The sequence below is a fragment of the Streptomyces roseoverticillatus genome (genome assembly GCF_000719265.1).
GTDB classification, from domain to species: domain Bacteria; phylum Actinomycetota; class Actinomycetes; order Streptomycetales; family Streptomycetaceae; genus Streptomyces; species Streptomyces roseoverticillatus.
On the sequence record NZ_JOFL01000001.1, the window covers coordinates 142,727 to 166,733 of the forward strand.

General features: G+C 75.7%; 13 protein-coding genes. 10 read left to right on the forward strand and 3 right to left on the reverse strand.

The genetic code is table 11. The features are described from left to right. Window positions 1-57: 57 nt before the first annotated feature. Window positions 58-1,056 carry a TetR/AcrR family transcriptional regulator C-terminal domain-containing protein gene (locus IF61_RS0100700; RefSeq protein WP_245684347.1) on the forward strand — a complete coding sequence of 333 codons (999 nt, stop codon included), beginning with the start codon at window positions 58-60 and terminating at the stop codon, window positions 1,054-1,056. 145 nt (window positions 1,057-1,201) lie between these two features. Continuing rightward, the gene (locus IF61_RS0100705; protein ID WP_245684348.1) at window positions 1,202-2,404 is read left to right on the forward strand and encodes an acyltransferase family protein; all 1,203 of its coding nucleotides are present in this window, start codon (window positions 1,202-1,204) and stop codon (window positions 2,402-2,404) included. 343 nt (window positions 2,405-2,747) lie between these two features. Here IF61_RS0100705 and IF61_RS0100710 read toward each other — a convergent pair whose 3' ends face one another. The 3 genes from IF61_RS0100710 to IF61_RS0100720 form a co-directional block, all read right to left on the reverse strand. Then, window positions 2,748-3,398 carry a DUF4360 domain-containing protein gene (locus IF61_RS0100710; RefSeq protein WP_030364166.1) on the reverse strand — a complete coding sequence of 217 codons (651 nt, stop codon included), beginning with the start codon at window positions 3,396-3,398 and terminating at the stop codon, window positions 2,748-2,750. A gap of 67 nt (window positions 3,399-3,465) precedes the next feature. Next, window positions 3,466-4,113, reverse strand: a complete 648-nt coding sequence (locus IF61_RS0100715; RefSeq protein ID WP_030364167.1) for a DUF4360 domain-containing protein — start codon at window positions 4,111-4,113, stop codon at window positions 3,466-3,468. Between the two features lie 384 nt (window positions 4,114-4,497). Then, window positions 4,498-5,178: a ribonuclease H family protein gene (locus IF61_RS0100720; protein WP_030364168.1), complete on the reverse strand. Its 681-nt coding sequence runs from the start codon at window positions 5,176-5,178 to the stop codon at window positions 4,498-4,500. A 263-nt stretch (window positions 5,179-5,441) separates the two neighbouring features. Between IF61_RS0100720 and IF61_RS0100725 the strand changes: the two genes are divergently transcribed. The 8 genes from IF61_RS0100725 to IF61_RS0100765 all read left to right on the forward strand — a co-directional run bounded on the left by IF61_RS0100725 (window position 5,442) and on the right by IF61_RS0100765 (window position 23,832). Beyond that, a complete protein-coding gene (locus tag IF61_RS0100725) occupies window positions 5,442-6,701 on the forward strand; it encodes an MFS transporter (protein ID WP_211264824.1) in 1,260 nt (419 codons plus the stop codon). A gap of 589 nt (window positions 6,702-7,290) precedes the next feature. Beyond that, entirely contained in the window at window positions 7,291-8,586 is a 1,296-nt protein-coding gene (locus IF61_RS0100730) for a condensation domain-containing protein (protein ID WP_043187310.1), read from the forward strand. Window positions 8,587-8,717: 131 nt separating this feature from the next. Further along, window positions 8,718-11,867, forward strand: a complete 3,150-nt coding sequence (locus IF61_RS0100735; protein WP_030364171.1) for a non-ribosomal peptide synthetase — start codon at window positions 8,718-8,720, stop codon at window positions 11,865-11,867. Then, a complete protein-coding gene (locus IF61_RS0100740; protein ID WP_030364172.1) occupies window positions 11,864-13,045 on the forward strand; it encodes an acyl-CoA dehydrogenase family protein in 1,182 nt (393 codons plus the stop codon). Before IF61_RS0100735 ends, IF61_RS0100740 begins: the two co-directional genes overlap by 4 nt. 56 nt (window positions 13,046-13,101) lie before the next feature. After that, window positions 13,102-17,322, forward strand: a complete 4,221-nt coding sequence (locus tag IF61_RS36735) for an amino acid adenylation domain-containing protein (RefSeq protein WP_245684349.1) — start codon at window positions 13,102-13,104, stop codon at window positions 17,320-17,322. Next, window positions 17,319-20,033, forward strand: coding sequence for a condensation domain-containing protein (locus tag IF61_RS0100755; protein WP_030364173.1), 2,715 nt, complete (start codon window positions 17,319-17,321; stop codon window positions 20,031-20,033). The genes IF61_RS36735 and IF61_RS0100755 overlap by 4 nt, the downstream gene beginning before the upstream one ends. A 364-nt stretch (window positions 20,034-20,397) precedes the next feature. Next, window positions 20,398-23,193 carry a M4 family metallopeptidase gene (locus IF61_RS0100760; protein WP_030364174.1) on the forward strand — a complete coding sequence of 932 codons (2,796 nt, stop codon included), beginning with the start codon at window positions 20,398-20,400 and terminating at the stop codon, window positions 23,191-23,193. Between the two features lie 210 nt (window positions 23,194-23,403). Continuing rightward, window positions 23,404-23,832 carry a hypothetical protein gene (locus IF61_RS0100765; RefSeq protein WP_030364175.1) on the forward strand — a complete coding sequence of 143 codons (429 nt, stop codon included), beginning with the start codon at window positions 23,404-23,406 and terminating at the stop codon, window positions 23,830-23,832. Window positions 23,833-24,007: the final 175 nt, after the last annotated feature.

Consider the following 24,007-nt stretch of genomic DNA (forward strand, 5'->3'; position numbering starts at 1 on the left):
TTCCCCGGCGCTTCCCCTGCTAGTCTGTGTACTAGTACAGATGAAGGAGGCCGTCCCGTGGCCGGAAAAGTGGCCGGAAATCCGGTCCCGCCGTACCTGCGCATCGCCACCGAGCTGCGCCGCCGCATCACCGGCGGCGAGCTCGCGCCGGGCGACCGCGTCCCGTCCACCCGGCAGATCGCCCAGGAGTGGAACGTCGCGCTCGCCACGGCGACCAAGGTGCTGACGACCCTGCGCCAGGAGGGGCTCGTACGGGCCCGGCCGCGGGTGGGGACCGTCGTCGCGGGCCCGGACCGGCAGCCGGGAGCAGCGCCGGAGCCGGCCGCGACGGCCGCCGCCGCGCCCGCGGTCACCGCGGCCGGGACGACCGACCACGAACTGACCCGCGACCGCATCGTCCGCGCCGCCGTCGGCGTCGCCGACGCCGAAGGGCTGTCCGCCCTGTCCATGCGCGGGATCGCCGGGCGGCTCGGCGTCGCGGCCATGTCCCCGTACCGGTACGTGAACAGCAAGGACGACCTGGTGTGCCTCATGGCCGACGCCGCGTTCGCGGAGCTGTCCTATCCCGCGGACGCCCCCGGGGACTGGCGCCGGTGCCTCGAGCTGGGGGCCCGCGCGCTGTGGGCGGTCCACCGCGCGCATCCCTGGCTCGCGCACATCGGCCCCCTCACCCGCCCGCCGGCCCTGCCGCACCTGATCGCGTACTCCGAGTGGATGCTCACCGCCCTCGACGGCCTCGGCCTCTCCCCGGCGACGATGCTCGACGTGAACGTGCTGCTCTACAGCTACGTCCAGGGCACCGCGGTGCACCTGGAGCGGGAGAAGCAGGCCGCGGGGGACACCGGGCTCTCCGGCGAGCAGTGGATGGACTCCCAGGCCGCGGCGTTCGATGCCCTCACCACCTCCGGCCGCTACCCCGTCTTCGCCAGGGTGACCGGGGCCTTCGACGGCGAGAACGGCTACGACCTGCGCCTCGACGAGGTCTTCGAGCTCGGCCTCACGTCCATGCTGGACGGCCTGGCCCTGCGGATCGGGGGTGCAGGAGCGAGCCGGTGACGCCTCCGCGCAGGCGCACCCCGTACCCGTAGTACTGCAGAGCTACGCCGCAGTGCACTCCCCGGTACGACGCCGGCCACGGCGTCCTCTTCATAGCTTCCGTGCCGGAAGCACCGCCCACCTCCGGCACGGAAGGCCCGACCCCATGGCGTCCTGCACGCTCGCCCCCGCGCGCCGCGGCGGCGGCATCGCGCACCGCATCCTGCTCGGCACCCCGCCCGGCCGGGACCGGGCCGTCGACGCCCTCCGGGCCTTCGCCGTGCTCGGCGTAGTGCTCGGCCACTGGCTGGTGACGGCCCTGGTCGCGGAAGGGGGTGCGGTGTACAGCACGAGCCCGCTCGCGTACGTGCCCGGGCTCGCCCCGCTGTCCTGGGTGTTCCAGACCCTGGCCGTCTTCTTCCTGGTGGGCGGGCTCGTGGGCGTCAAGGGCCACGCGTCCGCACGGGCCCGGGGCGTCACCTACGGGCAGTGGCTCGGAGCCCGGCTGAAGCGGCTGTTCCGGCCGGTCGCCGCGCTGCCGGCCGTCTGGGCCGCCGTGACCGGCACGCTGCTCGCGTCCGGCGTCGCGCCGGAGACCGTGCGGACACTGGTCAGCCTGGTGTGCTCGCCGCTGTGGTTCCTGCTGGTGTTCGCGGCGCTGACCGCCGCGACTCCCCTGGTCGCGAAGGTACGGCCCTGGTGGCCGCTCGCCGTGGTCGCGCTGGTCGACCTCGTCCGGTTCGGCGCGGGCGGGCCGGCCTGGCTCGGCTGGGTGAACGTGGCGGCGGGCTGGCTGGTCCCGTACTGCCTGGGCGCGGCGTGGGCGCAGGGCGAACTGCAGAGCCGCAGGACCGGCTGGGTGCTGCTGGGCGGCGGTGCGCTCGCCGCCGCGCTGCTCGTCGCCTTCGCGGGGTATCCGGCCTCCATGGTCGGCGTGCCCGACGCGGCGGTCTCCAACCTCAGCCCGCCGACGCTCGCGGCCGCCGCGTTCGGCCTCGCCCAGTGCGGCGCGGCGCTCCTGCTGCTCGGCCCGCTGCGGCGGGTGCTGCAACGCCCGGCGGCCTGGGCGGCGGTGGCCGTGGTGAACCTCTCCGCCATGACGATCTTCCTCTGGCACCAGACCTCGATGATGGCCGTCACCATGGCCGGCCTGCTCGCGGGCGCGCCCTTGCCCGGCCTGCACACCGTGCCCGGCGGCCCGCTCTGGCTCCTCGCGCGCCTCGCGTGGCTGCCGGTCTTCGGCGCGGCGCTACTCGTGTGCTGGGCGCTGTTCCGCCGCTTCGAGCACGGGCGCCCCCGGCGCCGGGGGCGCTCGCGGGTCGTGCGAGAGCACCTGCACGTCCCGGCCGCGGCGGTGCGGCGCCCCTAGGGTCCTGGGCCTGCTCGACGCCGACGAGTCCGCCACGGCAAGCCGTGGCCCTGGAGCATGGCCGGAATCAGCCTGCGCGCCCTCGTCCTGCTCCTCCTCTCGCTGAGGATCCGCCCCGGAGCGCGGCCGTGGCTCCGGGCATCACCGTGCTGCCGGGCATGGCCGACGCGGCCCCGGCGGAGCCGCGGCGGGTCATGGGCGTGCTGCGCTCGGAGGACGCCCGCGCCGACGGGGTGCGGCACGCCCCGCGGCCCAGGAGCCGGGCCTGCGCGACCGGACGCAGGCCGCGGTCTTCGCGTACGAGAGGGGACCGGTCCGGCCGGCGAGCTGCCGGGGCCGCGCGTCAGCCGCGGGGACACTGCTTCCAGGCGAAGTGGTAGAGCGTGTTGATGCTGCCGTCCGTCGAGTCCATCGCCAGGAGGCTGGTGGTCCGCGTGGGGTCCGAGGTGCCGGCGTCCACGCGCAGCTCCGTGTTGATGTTGAGGTAGCGGACCGCCCCGCAGGGGGCGTAGACCACCGCGTCGAGGTCGGTGGTGTCGGACGCCTGCCAGTTGTCGTGCAGCGGGCCGGTGAAGTGGTGGTTCACGTACGTGGTCTGCTGCATGCCCTGGAAGTAGTAGTTGGCCCGCTCCAGGCCGGCGGCGCCCTTCTCCAGGTGGGCGAAGCCCCGGTAGTCGGCCCTGGCGACGGCGTACGTGAAGCCCTGCGGGACGTGGACGTTCAGGCTGAGCTGGCAGTTCTTCCGGAAGTCGATGGGCTTGGCGCCGACGCCCACCTGCGCCGTATAACTGCTGTATGTCACGGTGAAGGCCTGGTTGTCCGGAGAGACGGACACGTTGGCCGTCCCGGCGGGACAGCCCGAGCCGTTGACCGACACGACGTCGATCACGATCCGGTCGGGCGGAGGCTCACCATAGGGAGCGGCCGACGACGGTGCCACCGGAGCGGCGAACATGGCCACGGCGGCACAGCCGATCGCCACCGGTCCCAGCATGGGGGTACCTCCTGCTGCTTCGGGTTCCACGGTCGGACGCATGCGGCCGGAGGCCGCCGGTCAGCGGTCAGGGGCATTCCTTCCACGCGAAGTGGTAGATCGTGCTGACGCTGCCGTCCGTCGAGTCCATGGCCATGAAGCTGGTGGTCGCCGCCGGGTCCGAGGTGCCGGCGCCCACGCGGAGCTCGGTGTTGACGTTGAGGATCCGCGACACGCCGCAGGGGGCGTAGACGATGTCGGCGCCTCCCGTCTCGTCCGTCGTCTGCCAGTCGTCGCTGTACGGGCCCGTGAAGCGGTGGCTCACCGAGGTCGTATGTGACATGCCCTGGAAGTAGTAGCTGGCCCGCTCCATGCCCGACGCCCCGCTCTCCAGATGCGCGAAGCCGCGGTAGTCCGCCTTGGCGACGGCGTACGTGAAGCCCTGCGGGACGTGGACGTTCAGGCCGAGCTGGCAGTTCTTCCGGAAGTCGGTCGGCCTGGCGCCGACGCCGACCTGGGCGAGGTACTTGCTGTAGGTCACCGTGAAGGCGGTGTTGTCCGGGGCGACGGCCACGGCGGCCGTCCCCGCGGGGCAGCCCGAGCCGTTGACCGCGACGACGTCGATCACGACCCTGTCCGGCGGAGGCACCCCCTCCGACGATGCGGACGAGGGTGCGAAGGACGCGGCGGCCATCAGGGCCACGGCCGCGCCGGCGGTCAACACCGGTCTGAACATGGGATTCCCCTTTCCTTCCCTGCGTGGGGGACGCTGTGCACGCGGCCCATGCCACCACCGGGGGAGGGGCACGTACAGGTCAGGTTGAGCCGTCCCGGCGGACCGGCCGGTCACCTCAGGAGCCCCGGCGGCCCTCCGCGCACCACCGGGCGCGCTCCTCCACGCGGTCCGGACCTACGCCCGCACGCGGGCCGCGCCTATATGCGGTCGAAGACGTGCATGCGGACGGTCTCCGCGAAGCCGCGGCGCGCGTACCAGAGGCGCGGCCGGTCCGCGGCTTCGGCGGTCAGGAAGCGCGTGCGGCAGCCCGCGTCGGCGGCCAGGCGCAGGGCGGTGGAGAGGCACCGCGCCGGTGTGGCCGCGGCCGCGCGGGGCGCGAGCGGATTACGCGGTGGCGGCGCAGGCCGGGTGGCCCCATCCGCGCTCGCCCTTGGAGATCTTCTCGCCGGCCGCGTACGACTGGCCGCACGGGCAGCGGCCCGCGAACTTCGCCTTGATCGTCGCCGTCCCGGAGGAGCGCGGCTTGCGGCTCTTCGGCGGGCCGGCGCGCCGGGCCGCCGAGGGCTCGCGCGGGGCCGGCACGGGCAGGCCCTCGGCGCCGTGCGCGGTGCCGGCCGCCTGCTGCTGGGCCGCCGCGTCACTCGCCGCCTGGTCGGCGATCGCGTTCAGGGGGTCGCCGTTCTCCTGGTGGGCCGGCACGTACCGGAACTCGACGGCACGGCCCGCGAGGAGGGCGTCGATGCGGATGACGAGCTCGCGGTTGGCCACCGGCGAGCCGGACGAGGTCTTCCACCCGTTGCGCTTCCAGCCCGGCAGCCACTTGGTCACGGCGTTCATCGCGTACTGCGAGTCCATCCGCACCTGCATCGGCACGGCCGGGTCCGTGGCCTCCAGGAGCCGCTCCAGGGCGGTCAGCTCCGCGATGTTGTTGGTCGCCCTGCCCAGCGGGCCGGCCTCCCAGCGCTCGGGGGCGCCCGTCGCGTCGGCCACGACCCAGGCCCAGGCCGCGGGCCCCGGGTTGCCCTTCGATGCCCCATCACAGGCGGCGATGATCTGTTCAGACATCCCTCGATGATGCCAGGGATCCGGAGACGGCCGTTCTGCGGTGTACGGGCACCGAATACCGGACATTCGTCCAGTGAGCCCCGCGGACCGCGGCCCCGGGGCGCCCGGTCGGACCGTCGCAGGTCACGGCGAGTGCCGTTCAGATGAAAGACATCGCCGGTTCACCAGGCGGACAACGGGAGTTGTCCATATTGAGAATGGTAATGACCGAAAATGCCCGTCATTTTTGACTGAGGGCCATGTCATGCCCAAATGTCTGCCAAATGTTGTCAATGAAGACTCATGGCGGCGGCATCTTACGGAATAGGGACTTCCGTCTCCTTCTGGCCGGTGCCGCCGTGAGCCAGGTCGGCGCCCAGGTGACCGTGGTGGCGCTGCCGCTGGTCGCCGTGGTCGCGCTCGACGCCTCCGCCCTGGAGGCCGGGCTGCTGACCGCCGCCGAGACCGCGGCGTTCCTGCTGGTCGGCCTGCCGGCCGGGGCGTGGCTGGACCGGATGCGCCGGCTGCCGGTCCTCGTCCGCGCCGACGTCGTCCGGGCGGTGGCGATGGCGACCCTGCCGCTCGCCGCCTGGGCCGGAGCGCTCACCATGGGGCAGCTCTACGTGGTCGCCCTGGTCACCGGCGTGGCCACCGTCTTCTTCGACATCGCGCACCAGAGCTACCTGCCGTCCCTGCTCCCCCGTGAACATCTGGTCGCGGGCAACGGCGCCCTGGAGACGGCCCGTTCGTCCGCCCAGGTCGCGGGCCCCGGGCTGGGCGGCGCCCTGGTGCAGCTCCTCGGCTCGCCCTTCGCCCTGCTCGCCGACGCGCTCGGCTACCTGCTGTCGGCCGTCTTCCTGCGCGGCATACGGGCCCGCGAGCCGCAGCCCGCCCCCGCGCCGGGCGTGCCCCTGCGCGCCCAGGTCGCGGAAGGGCTCGCCTTCGTCTTCCGGCACCCCGTCCTGCGCATGATCGCCTGCGCCACGGCGCTCGCGAACTTCTTCACCGCGATGCTCATGGCGGTCCAGACGGTGTTCCTGGTGCGCGTCCTGGAACTGCCGCCCGGCGTCATGGGCTTGATGATGTCCGCCTCGGCGATCGGAGGCCTGGCCGGCGCCCTGTGCGCGGGAGTGCTCGCGCGCGCGGTCGGCCAGGCGAGAGTGATCTGGCTGTCGACCGTGGTCACCGGTCCGTTCGCCCTGCTGTGGCCGCTGGCCGGCCGGGGCGTGTCCGCCGCCTGGTTCGCCCTCGCGTCCGCCGCCGTCTTCTTCGGCGCCGTCGTCTACAACGTCGCCCAGGTCAGCTTCCGGCAGCTGCTCTGCCCGGACGAGCTGCTGGGCCGCATGAACGCCACGCTGCGCTTCATGGTGTGGGGCACGATGCCGCTCGGCGCGCTCGCCGGCGGCGCGGTCGCGGAGGCGGCCGGGGCCCGTACGGCGGTGTGGGTGTGCGCCGTGGGGATCCTGCTGGTGCCGGTGCCGCTCCTGGCGTCGCCGCTGCGGGGCCTGCGCGAACTGCCTGCGGCGCCGGCGGTCACGGGCTGACACGGCAGGGCCTGCGGCCCGCCTGCCGACGACCGGAGCGGCCGGCCGGGCCGCGGCCCTCCGAACCGCACCGGCCCCGGCCGACGGAGCCACCCGGCCGCGGCCCCGGACGACCCGGCTCTGCAGCCCGACGATACGCAGCGCACGCCCCGCCGGCCCGGACCACCGGGTCACGGCCCCGCCCCGAGGAACCGCCCCGACCGGCTGGGCCGCCGGTCAGGACCCGTACCGGCACCCGGCCTCCGACACCGCCCGGACCGTACGAGCGACCCCGACCGTCCGCGCCGCCCGACCACGAACCCGTCCCGACCTCACGAACCGTCCCGACCGACCGCGCCACCCCGGTCACCGGCCCCCGGTCACCGGCCAACCGCAGCACCCGATCCGAGTCGAGCCGACTCCCGGCACCGCCCCGACCGTACGAGCCGTCCCGGGCGACCGGGCCGCCACGGTCGTCGGTCGGCCCGACACCGATACGTCCCGACCGGTCCGCCACAACCGCAACCCGCAGCACCACCCCGCCCGGCAACCCGCCGGCTCCCCTCTCGTCCCACGAGCCGTCGCGCCCCTCGGCGCACGGGAGGTCATCGTGCAACCCAGCAGCATCACCTCGTCCTACCTCGCCCACTACCAGCGCCTCACCGACGGCGCCGGCGCCCCCGAAGGCGCCCTGCCCGTCACGGGTGCGCAGCGCAGGTTCCTGCTCGCCCGGCGGCTCGACCCCGCGGGACGGGCCACACTCGTCCCGCTGTTCTTCGCGTTCCCCGCGGGGGCGGTCGACCCGGAGCGGCTGCGGACGGCCGCGGGCCGTCTGGCCGCCCTGCACCCGGCGTTGCGGGCGCGGCAGCTGGTGCGGCGCGGGGTGCCGCTGCAGGTGCCGGGCGCGCCCGCCGGGCACGTCGAGCGCGTCCGGCCGCGTCCCGGGGAGTCCGCCCGCGCCGCCCTGCTGCGAGCCCTGGGCGAGTGGTCCGCCGACGGGCCGCCGCTGCGGTTCTTCCTCGCCACCGACGGCGACCGGGACGTCCTCGCGCTGGTACTGGACCACGCCGCCTGCGACGAGCAGTCGCTGGGCCTGATCACCGCCGGCCTCACCGACGCCTACCGCGACGGGCTCGGCCCCCGGGACGTGCCTGCGGACACGGCGGCCGACGGCCTCGCCGCGTACCGCGACGCCGTGCACCTGCAGCTCGCCGCCGAGGAGAGGGCGTCGCACCCGGACGCCCTCGCGTACTGGGCGCGGCGCCTGGCCGGCATACGCAGCAGCAGCCCCACCCCCATTGACTCCCCGTCAGTCCTCGGTACGGGCACGGCCCTGAGGCGGCTGTCCCTCGGCGCGGACGGCGGGCGGGCCACGGCCTTCCCCGTCCTCCTCGGCGCCTGCGCGACGGCTGCCCGTGCGCTCCACGGCCCGGGTTCCGTGCCGGTGCTGGGCTACCCGTGGGGCGGCCGGCCCCCGGCCGCGGCCCCGGTCCTCGGCTGCTTCCTCAACACGGTCACCCACCCGGCGGACGAGGGCGACCTGGCGGGGCGGGCCGCCGCGTGGTGGGACGACCTCGACCGCGCCGACACCCCGTTCGACGAGGTCGTCCACGCGGCCCGGCGGGCCGGAGCGCCCTGGTCCGGGCGGCTCGACGGCCTCCTCACCTTCGAGGACCTCGGCCGCCGGCCGCCGCTGCGGCTCGGCGACGCCACGGGCCGCGAGATCCACTTCGACGGCCGGCCCGTCCAGGCACCGTTCGCCGTCTCCGTCTCGTACGGCTCCGACCTGCTCGTCCGCATGGCCTGGGACCGGTCGGCCGTGCCGGACCACCGCGCGGAGGCGGCCTTCGCCTCCCTGACCGAGGCGCTGGGCACGCGGACCGCGCACCCCGTGCCCACGCCCTGACCCCCTCGCACACCGGCCCCGTGCCGCGCCGCCCGACCGGCGCGCGGCGCCCGGGGCGCCCCCCACCGGCCGCACCGGCCCACCCGGCCGCCGGCCCGTGAAATCCCGAACCAGAACCGGAAGGGTTGACCATGTTCGGACTCTCCACATCCCAGGAGATCGTCTGGCTGCACGAGCAGATGCTGCCCGGCAGTCGCGCCTACAACTTCACCGCCACCGTGGACCTGCGGGGCACGCTCGACGGGGACGCGCTCCGCGAGGGACTGGCGGCCGCGCTCGGCCGTCACCCCGGTCTGCGTCTCGAACTCGTCGACTCCCCCGGCGGTCTGCCCGGCCAGCGCGTGCGGGAGCAGTGCGCGCCCCGGCTGCGGACGGCCGACCTCGGCGGCGAGGCGGACCCGGAGGCGGCGTTCGCCGCCCTGCTGCGCACCGAGGCCGAGACGCCCCTCGACGTGTACGAGGCGCCGCTGCTGCGCTGGTCCCTCGTCCGGCTCGGCCCGGACCACCACCGGCTCGTCCACGTCGAGCACCACCTCGTCCACGACGGGCACTCGTTCGCGATCCTGCTGAACGACGTGTTCACCGTCTACCGGGCGCGCGTGCTCGGCGAGCAGGCGGTCCTGCCGCCGGCCCGCTCGTACACCGATCACCTTGAAGCCGCCGGCAGTCCCGAGCGGGCGGACCGGCGCGCGGCGGGCCTGGCGTACTGGCGGCGCGAGCTGGGCGACGCGTCGTTCGACCTGCCGCTGCCCGGCCTCGCCCGGCCCGGGGCGCGGCGCCGGAACGCGGGCGGGCAGCTGCGCCAGTCCGTGGACGCTGAGCTCGCCGAGCGCCTGCGCGCCCACAGCCGCGCCCAGGGCCACACCCCGTTCTCCACGCTCCTCGCGCTCTTCGCCGAGCTGCTGCGCCGCCACAGCGGCCGCGCCGACCTGGTCGTCGGCACCGCCGCCGGCAACCGCCCCGAGGGCTTCGAGTCGGCCGCCGGCATGTTCGTCAACACGATCCCGCTGCGGCTGCGCCTCGACCCGGCGACCGGTGCGGACGAGGCGGTGGACGAGGTCACCGACAGCCTCATCCGCGCGCTGCCGCACCAGGACGTCCCCGTGCAGGTGCTCACCCGCGAGCTCGGCCTGCACACGTCCGGCGCGGACAACCCGCTGTTCAGCGTCATGTTCAGCGCTCACGACGCGGCACTGCCGGAGGTGGAGACGCCGGGCCTGGAGGTGTCGCTGTTCGAGGGCTTCAACACCGGCACCACGCGCTTCGACCTCGACCTGGTGCTGCTGCCGGACGACCGGCGCACGGTCGGCCCGCGGCGCGGCCCGGCCGGCATGACGCTGGTCTGGGACTACGACCGGGACCTGTTCGACGAGGATGCCGCCCGGCTGCTCGCCGACCGCTTCCTCGGTCTCGTACGGGCCTATCTGGCGGAGCCGGAGGCACCGCTCGCGGCGCTCGGCGCGCAGCCGGAACGCCTTCCGGCACAGGCCGGGGAGTCCGCGGACCCCGGCGCCGTCCTCGACCCCGTCTCCCGTCACGACCCCGGCCTCCCCGCCCTCGTCAGCGGCGCCCGGAAGATCTCCTACGGCGAACTCGACCGGCTGGCCGAGGAGCTGGCCGCGCGGCTGCGCGCGGCGGGCGTCGCCGCCGGTCAGCCGGTCGCGGCCGTCCTGCCGCGCGGCGTGGACACCGTCGTGACGCTGCTCGCGTGCCTGCGCGCGGGCGCGGTCTACTGCCCGCTGTCGCCGGGCGACCCGGCGAGCCGCCTGGAGACACTACTGCGGCGCCTGTCCCCGGCCCTGGTCCTGGCCGACCGCGAGAGCGCCCTCGCGCTGCCCGCGGAGGGCCTGCCGGCGCCGGTCGCGCTGCTCGGCACCGACGGTCCGTTCCCCGCCGCGGCGCCGGCCGCGCGCCTCGACGGTGCCGCGTACGTCATCCACACGTCCGGTTCGACGGGTCTGCCCAAGGCCGTGGCGGTCGGCCGCGCCGCGCTCGCCCACCACATGACGACCGTGGCCGCGCGCTTCGGGCTGCGCTCCGACGACCGGGCGCTGCTCTTCGCCCAGCCCTCGTTCGACGTGGCGCTGGAGGAGGTGCTGCCGTCCCTGCTGGCCGGTGCGTGCCTGGTGGTGCCGCAGCGGGAGGTGCCGACGGCGGCCGAGCTGATCGCCGTCCTGGCGGCCCGCCGGGTCACCGTCGCCAACCTGCCGACGAGTTACCTCCTGGCCGTACGGGAGGAGCTGTGCGAGGCGCTCCGCGACGGGATGTGGGAGCCGCGGCTGCTGGTCGCCGGCGGCGAGCGGCTGCCGGCCGCCGCCCTGCGGGACGTCCTCGCCGCGACCGGCGCGGTGGTCCTCAACGCGTACGGGGTGACCGAGGCGACCATCACCTCCACGGTCCACGAAGTGAGCCGCGAGGGTGCCGGCGGCTCCGGGGAGGGCGGCGAAGTGCCGCTGGGGACCGCGCTGCCGGGGGTCGGGGTGCACGTCCTGGACGCGGGTCTGCGGCCGCTGCCGGTGGGCGCGGTCGGCGAACTCGCCGTCTCGGGCGCTGCGCTCGCCGACGGCTACCTCGGCGGCGGCGAGGCCGGCGCGGCGACCGCGGAACGGTTCGTCACCGTGCCCGGGCTCGGCGGAGCGCGCGCCTACCTGACCGGCGACCTCGGGTACCGGGACCGCGACGGCCTGCTGTGGTTCCTCGGCCGCCGCGACAACCAGGTCAAGCTGCGCGGCTACCGCATCGAGCTCGAAGAGATCGAGGCGGTGGCCTCCGAGGTGCTCGGCGGGCGCTCGTGCGCGGTCGTCCTCGGCCACGACGCGGCCGGCGCCCCCTGCCTGACCGGCTTCGTCGACGGCGGGGAGGAGCCGGACCAGGCCCTGCTGCACAAGGCGCTGTCCGACCGGCTGCCCGCCGCGCTCGTCCCCGCGCGCTGGCTCCGGCCGGCGGAGATGCCGGTGCTGCCCGGCGGCAAACCGGACCGCGCCGCGCTGGCCCGGCTCGCCGCCGAAGCGGCGACGGCAGGACACGCCGCGGCCCCGGAGCAGGAGGAGAGCACCGACCCGGCCGTCGCCCTGCTGGCCGAGGGCTGGCGGGAGGTGCTGGGGCACGACCGGTTCTCGCCGTCGTCGCACTTCTTCCAGGTCGGCGGGCACTCCCTGCTCGCCGCGCACCTCGCCGCGTGGCTGGAGCCCCGGCTCGGCGCGCGCCCGCCGCTGCGCGTCCTCTTCCAGCACCCCGTCCTCGCCGACCAGGCCCGCGCCCTGACGGAGACCGCCCGATGAGTACCACGACTCCTTCGTCCGTTCTGGAAACGGAGCACCGCGAAATCGTCGCCGCCTTCACGGCGTTCGTCCGCCGGGAGCTGGTGCCGCTGGCCGCCGAGCTCCCCGAGGACGGAGGCCTGCCGCCGGCCGAGCTCCGCCGTTACGTCCGCCGCCGCTCGGCCAAGCTCGGGTTCTACGCCGGTGACCACCCCGAGGAACTCGGCGGCTCCGGCATGCCGCTGCGCGCCGTGGTCATGCTGCACCACGCGGCCGGGCGCAGCGGCTGCCCGCTGGCCCCGTACGCGCTGGCCGGGTCGGACGGCCCGAGCCCGCTGCTGCGCCGGGGCACGGAGCAGCAGATCGAGCGGTACCTGAAGCCGCTCGTGCGGGGCGAGGCGACGCGCTGCCTCGCGCTGACCGAGCCGAACGCCGGATCGGACGCCTTCCACCTCACCACGACCGCCCGGCGGGACGCGGACGGCGGCGGCTGGGTGCTGTCGGGGCGCAAGACGTTCGTGAGCAACGCCGGGCACGCCGACTTCGTCATCGTCGTGGCCCGCGCGGTGGACGGCGACGGCAAGGACCTCGGGCCGACCGCGTTCGTCACGGGCATGGACGCACCGCGGCTGCGCATCGGCCAGCGCTACGAGGGCATGTCCGGCGAGGAGCTGTACGAGCTCGTGCTGGACGAGGTGCGGCTGCCCGCCGACGCCGCCGTCGGCGGCGAGTCGGGCGTGGGCGCGGCGCTCGGCAACGGCTTCGACAGCCTCTCGCGGGGCCGGCTCGTGGTGGCGGCGATGTGCAACGGCATCGCCGAGTACGCGCTGGAGCTCGGGGTCGCGTACGCCCGCGAGCGGAAGGCGTTCGGCGAGCGCATCGGCGCGTACCAGCACGTGCAGGAGCACCTCGTGAGCAGCCGGGCCGAGGTGGAGGCGGCCAAGCTGCTGACGCTGGCGTGCGCGCGGCTGGTGGACGGCGGCGTGGAGGCCCCGGAGAACGCGGCGCTCGCCAAGCTGACGTCCTCCGAGACCGCGGTCCGCGTCGTGGACCGGGCGCTGCAGGTGCACGGGGCGACGGGGTGGGTGCGCGGCCACCCCCTGGAATTCCTCTACCGGTACGTCCGGATGATGACGATCATCGAGGGGACCTCCGAGATCCAGAAGGTGATCGTCGCCCGGGCCATGGGGCTGGGCTGAGCGCGCCCGCCCCCGCCCCTCATCCCTTCTCCTGCCGACGACGTCACGGAGGAACCATGACTTCTTCACGTACTGCTGCACACCTGTCCATTGCACACGGCGGCACCGCGACCACTGAGGGCTGGGACGACGTCCTGGCCCGGTACGCGCACCACGTCTCCGCGACCCCGGACGCCCCCGCCGTCGAGGACGGCGAACTGACCTGGACCTACGCCGGACTGGACGCCCTCGCCGACCGGACGGCCGACGCGCTGCGCGACCGGGTGCGCCCCGGCGACCTCGTCGCCGTCTGCCTGGACCGCTCCGCCGCCCTGGTCGCCACGGCCGTCGCCGTGGCCCGGCTCGGCGCCGTCTACCTCCCGCTCGGGCCGCGCCCCGGCGAGCGGCGGCTGGCCGCGGTGGCGGACGGGCTGCGCGTCGCCTGCCTGATCGGCGCGCCCGGCGTGCTGCCCGAGGCGTACGCGGGCGCCGAGCTGCTGTCCCTGCCGCTGCCCGCCGAGGGCGCCAACGCGCACGGCAGGGCCGTCGCGGCGTTCCCCGCAGCCGCCCCGGACGCCGGGCGCCCCGCCGTTCCGGACGGCACCTTCTACGCGGTGCTCACCTCCGGCTCGACCGGCGTGCCCAAGGCCGTCGCGGTGCCGGGCACCGCCCTCGCCGCCCGGCTGCGCTGGTACGCCGCGCGCACCGCCGCCCGGCCCGGCGACCGGCACAGCCTGCTGGTCGGCGTCTCCTTCGACCCGCACGTCCTGGAGCTTTGGACCGCCCTGACCTCCGGCGGGGCCCTCGCCGTCCCCCCGGACGACGTCCGCTGGGACCCCGAGGTCCTCACCGCGTGGTGGCGGCGGGCGGGCGTGAGCGTGGCCATCCTGCCCACGCCGCTGGCCGAGATCGTCCTCGAACGGCCCTGGCCGGACCTCCCCGCGCTGCGCCACCTCAGCATCGGCGGCGACCGGCTGCGCCGCCGGCCCGGGCCCGGCGTCACCGCCCGCGTGGACAACGCGTACGGGCCGGCCGAGGCCGCCGTCGTGGCGACCGCCCATGCCGTGGAGGCGGACAGGGACGCCCCCGGCACTCCCCCGCCGATCGGCACGCCCGCCGACGGCACCGTCGTGTGCGTCACCGGCCCCGACGGGCACGTCGTGCCGCGCGGCGAGGCCGGCGAACTGCGGATCGGCGGCGCGGGCCTCGCGAGCGGGTACCTGGACGAGGCCCTCACCGCCCGCCGCTTCGTCGCCCCGCCGCCGGAGGTGACCGGCACCGGCCGCGTCTACCGCACCGGGGACCGGGTGCGGATGCGGCCGGACGGCGTCCTGGAGTTCCTCGGCCGCCTGGACGACCAGGTGAAGGTGCGCGGCGCGCGCATCGAACCGGCCGAGGCGGAGGCCGCGTTCGAGGACGACCCGCGCGTCCTGCGGGCCGTCGTCGCGGCGGAGTCCGCCGCCGGCGGCGACGTCCGGCTGATCGCGTTCGTCCGGCTCGCGCCGGACGCGGGCGCCCTGCCGCCGGCAGAGCTGCTGGAGGCTGTACGCGGCCGGCTGCCCGAGCAGGCGGTGCCGTCGGCGCTGCGCTACGTGGAGACGTTCCCGCTCGACGCCAACGGGAAGGTGGACCGGGCGGCGCTGCTGGCCGGTGACGCCCCCGTGGCGGCAGGGGACGACACCGGTACGGACACGGACACGGAGCGTCTCGTGGTCGAGCTGTGCCGGGGCCTCCTCGGCCGGCCGGAGACGGGCCCCGGCGACAACTTCCTCGCCTCGGGCGGCGATTCCCTGACCGCGGCCCGGCTGCTGACCGCCCTGGAGGAACGGTTCGGCGTCCGGCTCCGGGCACCGCAGCTCCTGCGCCAGCCGGATCTGCACAGCCTGGCGGCGCTGGTGGACTCGCGCCGGGAACACGCGCCTGCGGCGCCGGCCGGCCCGGCGGGCGCGGCCGAGCCACGGGGGGCGGGCGTCCCCTCCGCCGCACGGGCGGAGGACGGTGACGGCAGGGTCCCGGGCACCCGCCCGGTGGAGCCCCACCAGCACGCCGTCCCTGCCGCCGCAACGGCGGTGCACCACGACGGCCGGGCCCCCGGCACCCCTCCGGTGGACCAGGACCACAGCCCGGCAGGCACCGCCGAGCCGTCGATGCAGGCCGTCCCCTCCGCCCCAACGGCCGGGGCCCACGGCAGCGAGACCCCGGACACCCGTCCAGCCGAGCTCCACCAGGACCACGGCCCGGAAGACAGCATCAAGCCGTCGGAGCGCGCCGTCTCCTCCGCCCCGACGGCGAGTGACCACCACGCCGAGAGCCCGAGCACCCCTCCGGTGGACCAGGACCACAGCCCGGCAGGCACCGCCGAGCCGTCGCAGCGCGCCGTCCCCTCCGCCCCGACGGCGGGGCGCCATGACGGCCCGACCCCGGCGGAACACCCGGCCCCCGGGGCCGGCACGCACACCGCGTTCGGCCGGCCGCGCCCCGGCGGCGTCCTCGGCCGCGTGCTCGACCACGCCTCTGCGGAGCCGTCGGCCCTCGCCGTGACGGACGGCGAACTCACCCTCACCTACGGGGAGCTGGCCGCTGCCGCCCGCCGCCTGGCGGGGGCCCTGCAAGCCCGCGGCGTCGGGCGGGGCACGCCCGTGGGGCTGCTGCTGCCGCATTCGGTGGGCGCCGTCGTGGCGAAGGCCGCCGTCTGGTGGGCGGGCGGCCACTACGTGCCGCTGGACGCGGCGTACCCGCGCGCCCGTACCGAGGCGATGCTCGCCGACGCCGGCGTCTCCCTCGTCGTCGGCGAGAAGGACCTCCTCGAAGCGGCGGGCATACCGGCCGTCCGGACGCTCGTCCTGACCGCGGGCGGGCTCGCCGGATGCGGCCTCGACGCCGCCGACGGCGACCTGCCGGAGCCTCCCCCCTACGAGCCCGGCGCGACGGCGTACGTGATGTACACCTCCGGTTCGACCGGCCGGCCGAAGGGCGTGGCGATCACCCACCGCGGCATCGCGGGGCTGACCGCCGGCCCGGACTTCCTGACGGTCACCCCGCGGGACCGGGTGCTGTTCCACTCGGCGCTGACCTTCGACGGCTCGCCGTTCGAACTGTGGGTGGCCCTCGCCAACGGCGCTGCGGTGGCCGTCTCGACCGCGGGACGGCGGTCGCTGGAGGGCCTCGCGCGGGACGTGGAGCGGCTGGGTGCCACGGTGGCGTTCCTGACGACGGCGCTCTTCCACCACCTGGCCGCGCGCCGCTCTCCGGTCTTCTCCGTGCTGCGCTCGGTGATCGTGGGCGGCGAGGCCCTGTCGGCGCGGCACGCGCGCGCCGTCCTGCGCGCCCACCCGTGGCTGGAGCTGGTCAACGGCTACGGGCCGACCGAGACCACGTCGTTCGCCACGGCCCACCACGTGCGGGACGCCGACTGCGACGCCCCGCCGCCCGTCGGGCGCCCCCTGGCCGGGGCGACGGCGCACGTCCTGGACGAGCACGGCGCCGCGGTGCCCGCCGGCACCCGCGGCGAGCTGTGGGTCGGCGGCCCCCGCCTCGCGACGGGCTACCTCGGCCAGGAGGCCCTGACGGCGGAGCGCTTCGTCGAACACCCCTCGGCGGGGCGGCTCTACCGCACGGGCGACATCGTGTCGGCGCGCCCGGACGGGACGCTGGACTTCCACGGCCGCGTGGACGACCAGGTCAAGATCCGCGGCTTCCGGATCGAGCCGGGCGAGATCGAGCACGCCCTGCGCGACCACCCGCGCGTGGCGGACGCCGCCGTCACCGTCGTACGGGCCGGTGAGGACGACGCGCGCCTGGTCGCGTTCGTCGTGCCCGACGGCGACGGGCAGCCCGCCGTGGCGGCCCTGCGCGACCACCTGGCCGGGCGGCTGCCCGCGCACCTGCTGCCCAACGCGTGGTCCGTGGTCGACGCGCTGCCGCTGACCGGCAACGGCAAGGTGGACCGCCGGGCCCTCGCCGGGCGGCCGGTGCCGGGCCTGCCGCAGTCCCCGGACGCGCCCGGGCCCGTACGCCGCGAGCTGACGCCCCTTCAGCGGGCTGTCGCGGACGCCTGGGGCCGGGCGCTGGAGTGCGAGGTCGGCGACCCGGACGCCGACTTCCTGGCCCTGGGCGGGCACTCGCTGCTCGCGCTGGGCGTCGTGGACGACCTGCGCGAGGACCTCGGCGTGGAGCTGACGCTGGCCGCGTTCTTCGCGGCGCCCACGGTGGCCGGGCAGGCGGCCCTCGTCGAGGAGGCACTGGCGGAGACGTTCGGCACGGAGCCGGACGCGGAGCGGAACGGGGCGGGACAGTGAGCAGCGGTACGGCTTCGGAGGTCGCGCGGCAGGAGGCGCTGCTGCGGCTCGCCCGCCGACGCAGCACGGACGCACGGGCCCGCAGGCCGGAGCGGCCGGCGCCTGCGGCGGCGGACGGCGGGACCGCGCCGCTGTCCCACGCTCAGCACCGGATGTGGCTGATGGAGCGCCTGGGCCAGGGCGGCGCGGTCTACAACGTGCCGTTCGCGACCCGGGTGCGCGGCCGCTTCGACGCGGAGGCGTTCGACCGGGCCCTGACCGGCCTGGTGCGCCGCCACGAGGTGCTGCGGACGCGCTACGGGCGGCGGGACGACGAGCCGTACCAGGAGGTGACGGCGGCGCGCCGGGTGCCTGTCCGTACCGTGGACGCCGCCGGGGACGCCGCGCGGAAGGCGCTCGGCGAGGAGGCGGCGCGCGGCTTCGACCTCGCGGCCGGTCCGGTGCTGCGGGCCCTGCACGTGCGGCACGCCACGGACGACCGCACACTCTTGCTGACGTTTCATCACATCGCGGTCGACGGCGGCTCCCTGGACGTGATCGCCCGCGAGCTCGGCGACCGCTACCGCGCCGAGCTGGAGGGGCGCGACGCGGAACCGGAGCGCCCCGCGCCGCGGTACGCGGACTTCGCCCGGCGGGAGCGGGCCGGTTCGGACGCGCTCGACGAGGGCCTCGCCTACTGGACCGGGCGGCTCGCGGGCGCCCGCCCCGTGCCCCTGCCCCGGGACGGAGCGGAGCCCGGCCGCCGGGGCGAGGCGCGGGTGCTGTCCGCGCCGCTGGGTCCCGGCACGGTCGAGGGGCTGCGGGCGGCGGGCCGCGCGCACCGGGCGACGCTGTTCACGGTCGTGCTGTCCGCGGCGTTCGCGGCGCTCCTGGAGGCGACCGGCGAGGAGGACCCCGTCATCGGCTGCGCCAGCAGCCACCGCGACACGGCGGGCGCGCGCGGCCTGGTGGGCCTGTGCGTGAACACGCTCCCGGTCCGGCCCGGGCTGTCCGGGGCCGGGGACACGGGCACGCTGCTGGCGCGGGTACGGGACGCGCTCCTGGAGGCGCAGCGCCACCGTCACGTCCCGTTCGACCTCATGGTCGAACGGCTGGGGGCCGCCGCACGCGATGCCGGCGGCAACCCGTTGGTGGGCGTCACGGCGGACGTCCTGACCCCGCCGCCAGTCCTGCGGCTGGCCGGGGCGGAGTGCAAGCCCGTCGATGTCGCGCTGGACGGCGTCAAGTTCGGCCTCGGCCTCTACCTGGAGGAAGGAACGGCTGACAGCGGCCCGCGCTGCCTGATCCGCTACGACCGCGGCCGCCTCGGCGAGGAGGCGGCCGGCCGTCTGCTGGACGGCTTCGCGGAGGTGCTGACGTCACTGTCGACGGGCGAGAACCGGCCGCTGGTCACGGCGGGTAGGCGGCTCCTGGTGCGCGACGCGTCCCGCGAGCGGGACGGGGGCCGCGGACCCGGTGGCCTCTCCGGGCCCGTCCGGCACCCGGATGCCGGCGGGCGCTCCGAGCCCGGCTCGTCCTCCCGCACCCCCGCGGACGCGGGCCCCGTGGCCGCCGTCGTGGACGTCTTCACCGAGCTGCTCGGTGAGCGGCCCGGCCCCGACGGGGACTTCTTCCTCCTCGGCGGGCACTCCCTTCTCGCGGTCCGGGTCGCCGAGCGGCTCCGGGAGCGGCTGCGGGTGCCGCTGACGGGGCTCGACGTCCTGGAGCAGCGCACCCCGCGGGCGCTGGGGGCGCTGCTGGACGAGAGGGCGCGGGCTCGGGCGAGCCGCCGCCCGGCGGCCCGTACGTCCTCCGTCGCCGCGCGGCCCTCCGCCGGGGGCACGGTGCTCGTCACGGGCGGCACCGGCGGTGTCGGGGCGTTCGTGCTGCAGGAGCTGGCGGCCCGCGGCCGGCCGGTCCGGGCGCTCGTGCGGCCCGAGTCGGCGCACCTGGTGGCGGCCGACGGGGTGGACGTGGCCGAGGGCGACCTGGCCGACGCGGACAGCCTGCGCGCCGCGGTGTCGGACGACGTGACCGCGGTCATCCACGCGGCCTGCACGTTCACCTCCCCGGAGGTGGACGTCGCGGCGATGCGGGCCCTGCTGGACGGCTGGCGGCGCGGCTCGTTCGTCTTCGTGAGCAGCGTGGACGCGTACGGCCGGCCGTCGGTGACCGATGTCGCCGAGGACACCGCGCCGGAGGAGCCGCTCACCGCGTACGGGCGGGCGAAGCTCGACTGCGAGCGGATGCTGTGGGAGGCGGCGGGCACGGCGGGCCGGGGCGGGGCCGCCGTGGTCCGCGCCCCGATCGTGTGGGGCCCGCACCCCCGGCTGCGGGACCAGCTGCGCTGGGGGGCGACGGGTGCGCTCTTCCAGGCGGCCCGCGCCGGGGAGCCGGTCGTGCTGCCCGCGGCGGGCGCGGTCCCGGCCTCCGGCGACCCGTGGTCCGGCGTTCCCTGGATCCACGCCGCGGCCCTGGCCCGGACCCTGGTGGCGTGTGCCGAACGGCCCCCGGAGGGCACGGTCAACGCCATCGGCGGGCATGTCGGCTGGGAGGAGTTCGCCGGCGAGCTGATCCGGCTGCTGGGCAGCTCCGGCACCGTCGTCGCCGGCGGGCGGGCGCCCGGTCTCCTGCACCGTCACCGCTACCGCGCCGAGGCCCTGGCCGAGGAGCTGGTGGCGCGCCCGGGCGAGGACTGGCGCTCGGCGATCGCCGCGATGCTGGCGCTCTGACCGGCCGCACGCCCTGACCGTACGCACTGGGCCATGCGCACGCCTGGGCCGTACGCACACCGGAAAACCGTCGGGCCACCAGGACATCGCCCTGGTGGCCCGACGGTATTACGTGCACCCGCCGTGAAGAACGACGGAGCCCGCCGGACGTCACGGGCACAAAACGGACGATCGTCTGCCGAGGGGCCGAAAGGTGCCCACGGGACTGCGCGGACCATTGATGAAAGGGCACCGCCCCCGCTTCCATGGCGCTGCCCCGGCACGCTCAGGTGCCGGGCACGTCGCGAGGGGGGACACCTTGCCCGGCTTACGCAGACCCGGATCCCGTCCGGGAAGACCGAGAGCATGCGCAGCACAGAGCGGCATCACCGGTGCGGCGGCGCTGATCAGCGCCGCCGCACTCGTCGTCTCCGCGGCGCCCGCCGGCGCGGCGGCACCGCCGCCCCCGGGCCCTGGTGAGGTGATCCCCGGTCAGCGGACCGAGACCCCCGCGCTGGTGACGGGGATCCGGGAGGGGGCCGACGCCGCGGGGAGCGCGGCCGACGCGGCGCGCGGGCACCTGGCGGAGAAGAAGGACCGCTACCGGATCGCCGAGCCCGGCCGCGACCTGAAACCCGTACGGACCACCGCGGCCGGCGGGGCGGAGACCGTGCGCCTGCAGCAGAAACACCGCGGCGTCGACGTGCTCGGCGGGCAGTACGTCGTCCGCATGGAGAACAAGGGCGGCAAGCGCGTCGTCACCGGCACCTCCGGCAAGTACTTCACCGGCCTGACGGCGGACACCACGCCCGGGGTCGACGAGGCCCTGGCCGTCGAGCGGGCGGTGGACGCGACCGCGGACCGGCTCCATGCGCAGCACCCCGGCTCCGGCAAGGGCACGGAAGGAGACGGGAAGGACGCGGCGGCGCAGCCGCTGACGGGCACCCACCGCGGGCTGGTCGTGCTGCCGAAGGGCCCGGGCGTGCTCACCCGGCACGTCACGGTGCGGGGCACGGACCCGGCCACCGGTGCGCCGGTGCTGCAGGAGGTGTACGTCGACGCGAAGGCCGGCTATCCGGTCCTCCAGTACAGCGGAATCAAGACGTTCCGGGCCGCCGGGCCGGCAGCCGGCGCGACGAACGCGCCCGCGGCGGACGCGCGCGGCTCCCGCGCTGCCGCGGACGATCCCGGAGTGAAGGGTTCCGGCGTCACTCTGGGCGGCCGGACCGTCGGCCTGGACCTCGCCCGCGACGAGACGAGCGGCGCGTACGTGATGCGCGATCACTCCCGCATGCGCGACAGCAGCAAGAACGTGCTCGCCACGTGGGACGCGCGGGGCAGGAGCGTGTGGGAGACGTCCGGTTCCTGGCCGGAGGGCATCAAGGAGTTCGCCTCGCCGACGCCCGCCTTCGGCAAGGAGGCGACCGACGCGGGCGCTGTCGACGCCCACTGGGCCGCGGGCAAGGTCTACGACTACTACAAGAAGGTCCACGGCCGCGACAGCCTGGACGGCCGCGGCATGACCCTCAACTCCCTGGTCGGCATCACCGCGTTCGGCGGCGGCTACGCCAACGCCTTCTGGGACGGCGCCAAGATGGTGTACGGGATCGGCGACGCCGAGTACCGCCCGTTCTCCGCGGCGCTGGACGTCGTCGGGCACGAGATGACGCACGGCGTCGTGGAGAACAGCGCGGAGCTCGTCTACGCGGGCCAGTCCGGCGCCCTGAACGAGGCCCTCGCCGACTACTTCGGCGACGCCGTCAAGACCGACGTCCTCGGCATCGCCATGGACAACCCGGACGCGGGCCTGCTGGGCGACGGGCTGTGCCGGACGAAGGGCCCGCGCGAGTGCGCCGTGCGCGACCTCAACGACGGGCGGAACACCTCCAAGTCCTTCCTCGGCGTGGGCTTCGCCACGGACAACGGCGGCGTCCACCTCAACTCCACGATCTTCTCGGGCGCGCTGTGGGACCTGCGGGAGGACATCGACCGGACGCTGGCCGACCGGATCGTCTACAAGGCGCTCACCGAGTACATGACCCCGCTGGACGGCTTCACCGAGGGCCGGGCCGCGGTGCTCGCCGCGGCCAAGGACCTGAAGGTCACGGACCGGGAGCTCCGGGCGGTCGAGCGGGCGTTCGCCGCGCACGGCGTCGTGCCCGGCTGGGAGCTCGCCCTGGGCGTGGACTCGGACCAGCTCTTCGGCAGGGTCAGCACGGACGGTTCGCGGGTGGGCGCGGGCGGCGGCTGGTGGGCCGCGTCGAGGTCGAACGAGACCGGCGCCGAGCCGTACTCGGTCTGGGCCGGGCGCACGGACGGCACCGGCGCGCCGAAGCTGATCAGCCCCAACGACGGCCGCTACCACGTCAACCCGGTCACCGACGGCAAGACCGTGGTGTGGGAGGCGTACGGGCGGCGGTCGGTGGAGGTTCTCGCTCGGCCGGTCGCGGGAGGGCCGGTCAAGAGCTTGCGGTCCCTGCGGCGCAGCTTGTCCCCGCTGGGCGTCGAGGGCGACGTCGTGGTCATGGAGACCAAGGGGCGCACGGTGTCCCGGTACGTGGAGTACGTACGGCTGAGCGACCGGATCCCCGTGCAGCTGGTGGACAAGCCCGGTGTGACGACGGCCTCCCCGTCGATCAGCCACGGCCGGATCGCCTACACCAGGATCGACCGCGGGTGGGACACGGGCACGCGCACGTCCTCCGTGGAGGTGTTCGACCTCGCCACGGGCCGGACGACGGTGGTGCAGAAGCTCGGCGGGTACCCGGCCCTGGGACCCACCGGTATCAGCGGCAACAGCGTCTACTGGCTGGCCAAGGACGACGCGTCGGCGGACCGGACGGCGATACGCCGCGCCGGCCTCGACGGCACGGGGCTCACGGAGATCAGCCCGGCCACGGGCCCGGGCGCGATCGACGCCGCTGATCTGACGGCCTCCGAGGAGGCAGTGACCGTCGCCGTGGCGACGCCCGTGACCGGGCCCGGGACGTACGACAACGCGACCCTGACGAAGCTCTGGCAGTTCTCGGCGGACGGCAAGCAGAAGGGCCGGGTCTCGTGCAACCGCGGTGAGCAGCTCTCCGCGACCGCGACCGGCGCCAGGCAGGTCGTGTGGATCGACTCGACGACCGGCTACAGCGATGTGGTCACCCGCGCCCGCCCGGCGGGCGCCTGCGGCTGACCGGCAGACCGGCAGACCGGCGACGTGCCGCGCCCCGCCCCGGTGCCGAGTGCACGGGGCGGGGGCGCGGCCTCCTCGGACATGGCCTGAAACCACCGCTGTTCATGCGGGATGTCACGTAATATCCGTGGCCTCGCACGACATACGAACAACTGTCGCAGCGCTCGGCGCGGCCGGGCTCCGCGGCGGTCCAGGGGGAAAGGAAACTCGATGACGTCGTCCCGCTTCGCGCGCCGCCTCGCCGGCGCCGCGGCCGCCGCACTCGTGATCGGCGCGGGCGCGCTCGCCACCGCTCCGTCCGCTGCCGCGAAGGCCAACCTCCTGGCGATCGACAAGGTGGCGCTCCACGAGCCCGGCCTGCAGGTGGACGTCACATACTCCTGCGACCCGGGCATGAACCACCAGCTGGTGGCCAACGCGGCCAAGCTGGGCACGAGCGCCCACGACGAGTCCGTCGCCGCCGGGACGATCAAGGTCGGCAAGCTCGTCTGCGACTACAACAGCCACGCCGTCCGGGTGCCCCTGCGCACCGCCGTCGGCTCGCACTTCGCGAAGGGCGACCGGGTGAAGGTCACCGTCTTCTACTTCGACGACGAGGGCTTCAGCTACGCCCGCCAGGAGACCGTCGCGGGGCTGTGACCCGGACGGCGACCGGGTGCGGCCGACACGGGACAGACATACGAGTATTGGCCACGCTCCGGACGCCGAGTCACTAGCCTGTGCCCGGTGGCAGCAAGCGAGACAGATCACGACGGCCGTTCCCCGCACAGCCCTGCCCGCAGGCGGCCGAGCCTGAGCACGGACCTCGACCGGC

Coding starts and splice junctions, on each gene's coding strand:
- IF61_RS0100705 (WP_245684348.1), top strand. CDS start 1,202: ATGGCGTCCTGCACGCTCGCCCCCGCGCGCCGCGGCGGCGGCATCGCG.
- IF61_RS0100710 (WP_030364166.1), bottom strand. CDS start 3,398: ATGCTGGGACCGGTGGCGATCGGCTGTGCCGCCGTGGCCATGTTCGCC.
- IF61_RS0100715 (WP_030364167.1), bottom strand. CDS start 4,113: ATGTTCAGACCGGTGTTGACCGCCGGCGCGGCCGTGGCCCTGATGGCC.
- IF61_RS0100720 (WP_030364168.1), bottom strand. CDS start 5,178: ATGTCTGAACAGATCATCGCCGCCTGTGATGGGGCATCGAAGGGCAAC.
- IF61_RS0100725 (WP_211264824.1), top strand. CDS start 5,442: ATGTTGTCAATGAAGACTCATGGCGGCGGCATCTTACGGAATAGGGAC.
- IF61_RS0100735 (WP_030364171.1), top strand. CDS start 8,718: ATGTTCGGACTCTCCACATCCCAGGAGATCGTCTGGCTGCACGAGCAG.
- IF61_RS0100740 (WP_030364172.1), top strand. CDS start 11,864: ATGAGTACCACGACTCCTTCGTCCGTTCTGGAAACGGAGCACCGCGAA.
- IF61_RS36735 (WP_245684349.1), top strand. CDS start 13,102: ATGACTTCTTCACGTACTGCTGCACACCTGTCCATTGCACACGGCGGC.
- IF61_RS0100765 (WP_030364175.1), top strand. CDS start 23,404: ATGACGTCGTCCCGCTTCGCGCGCCGCCTCGCCGGCGCCGCGGCCGCC.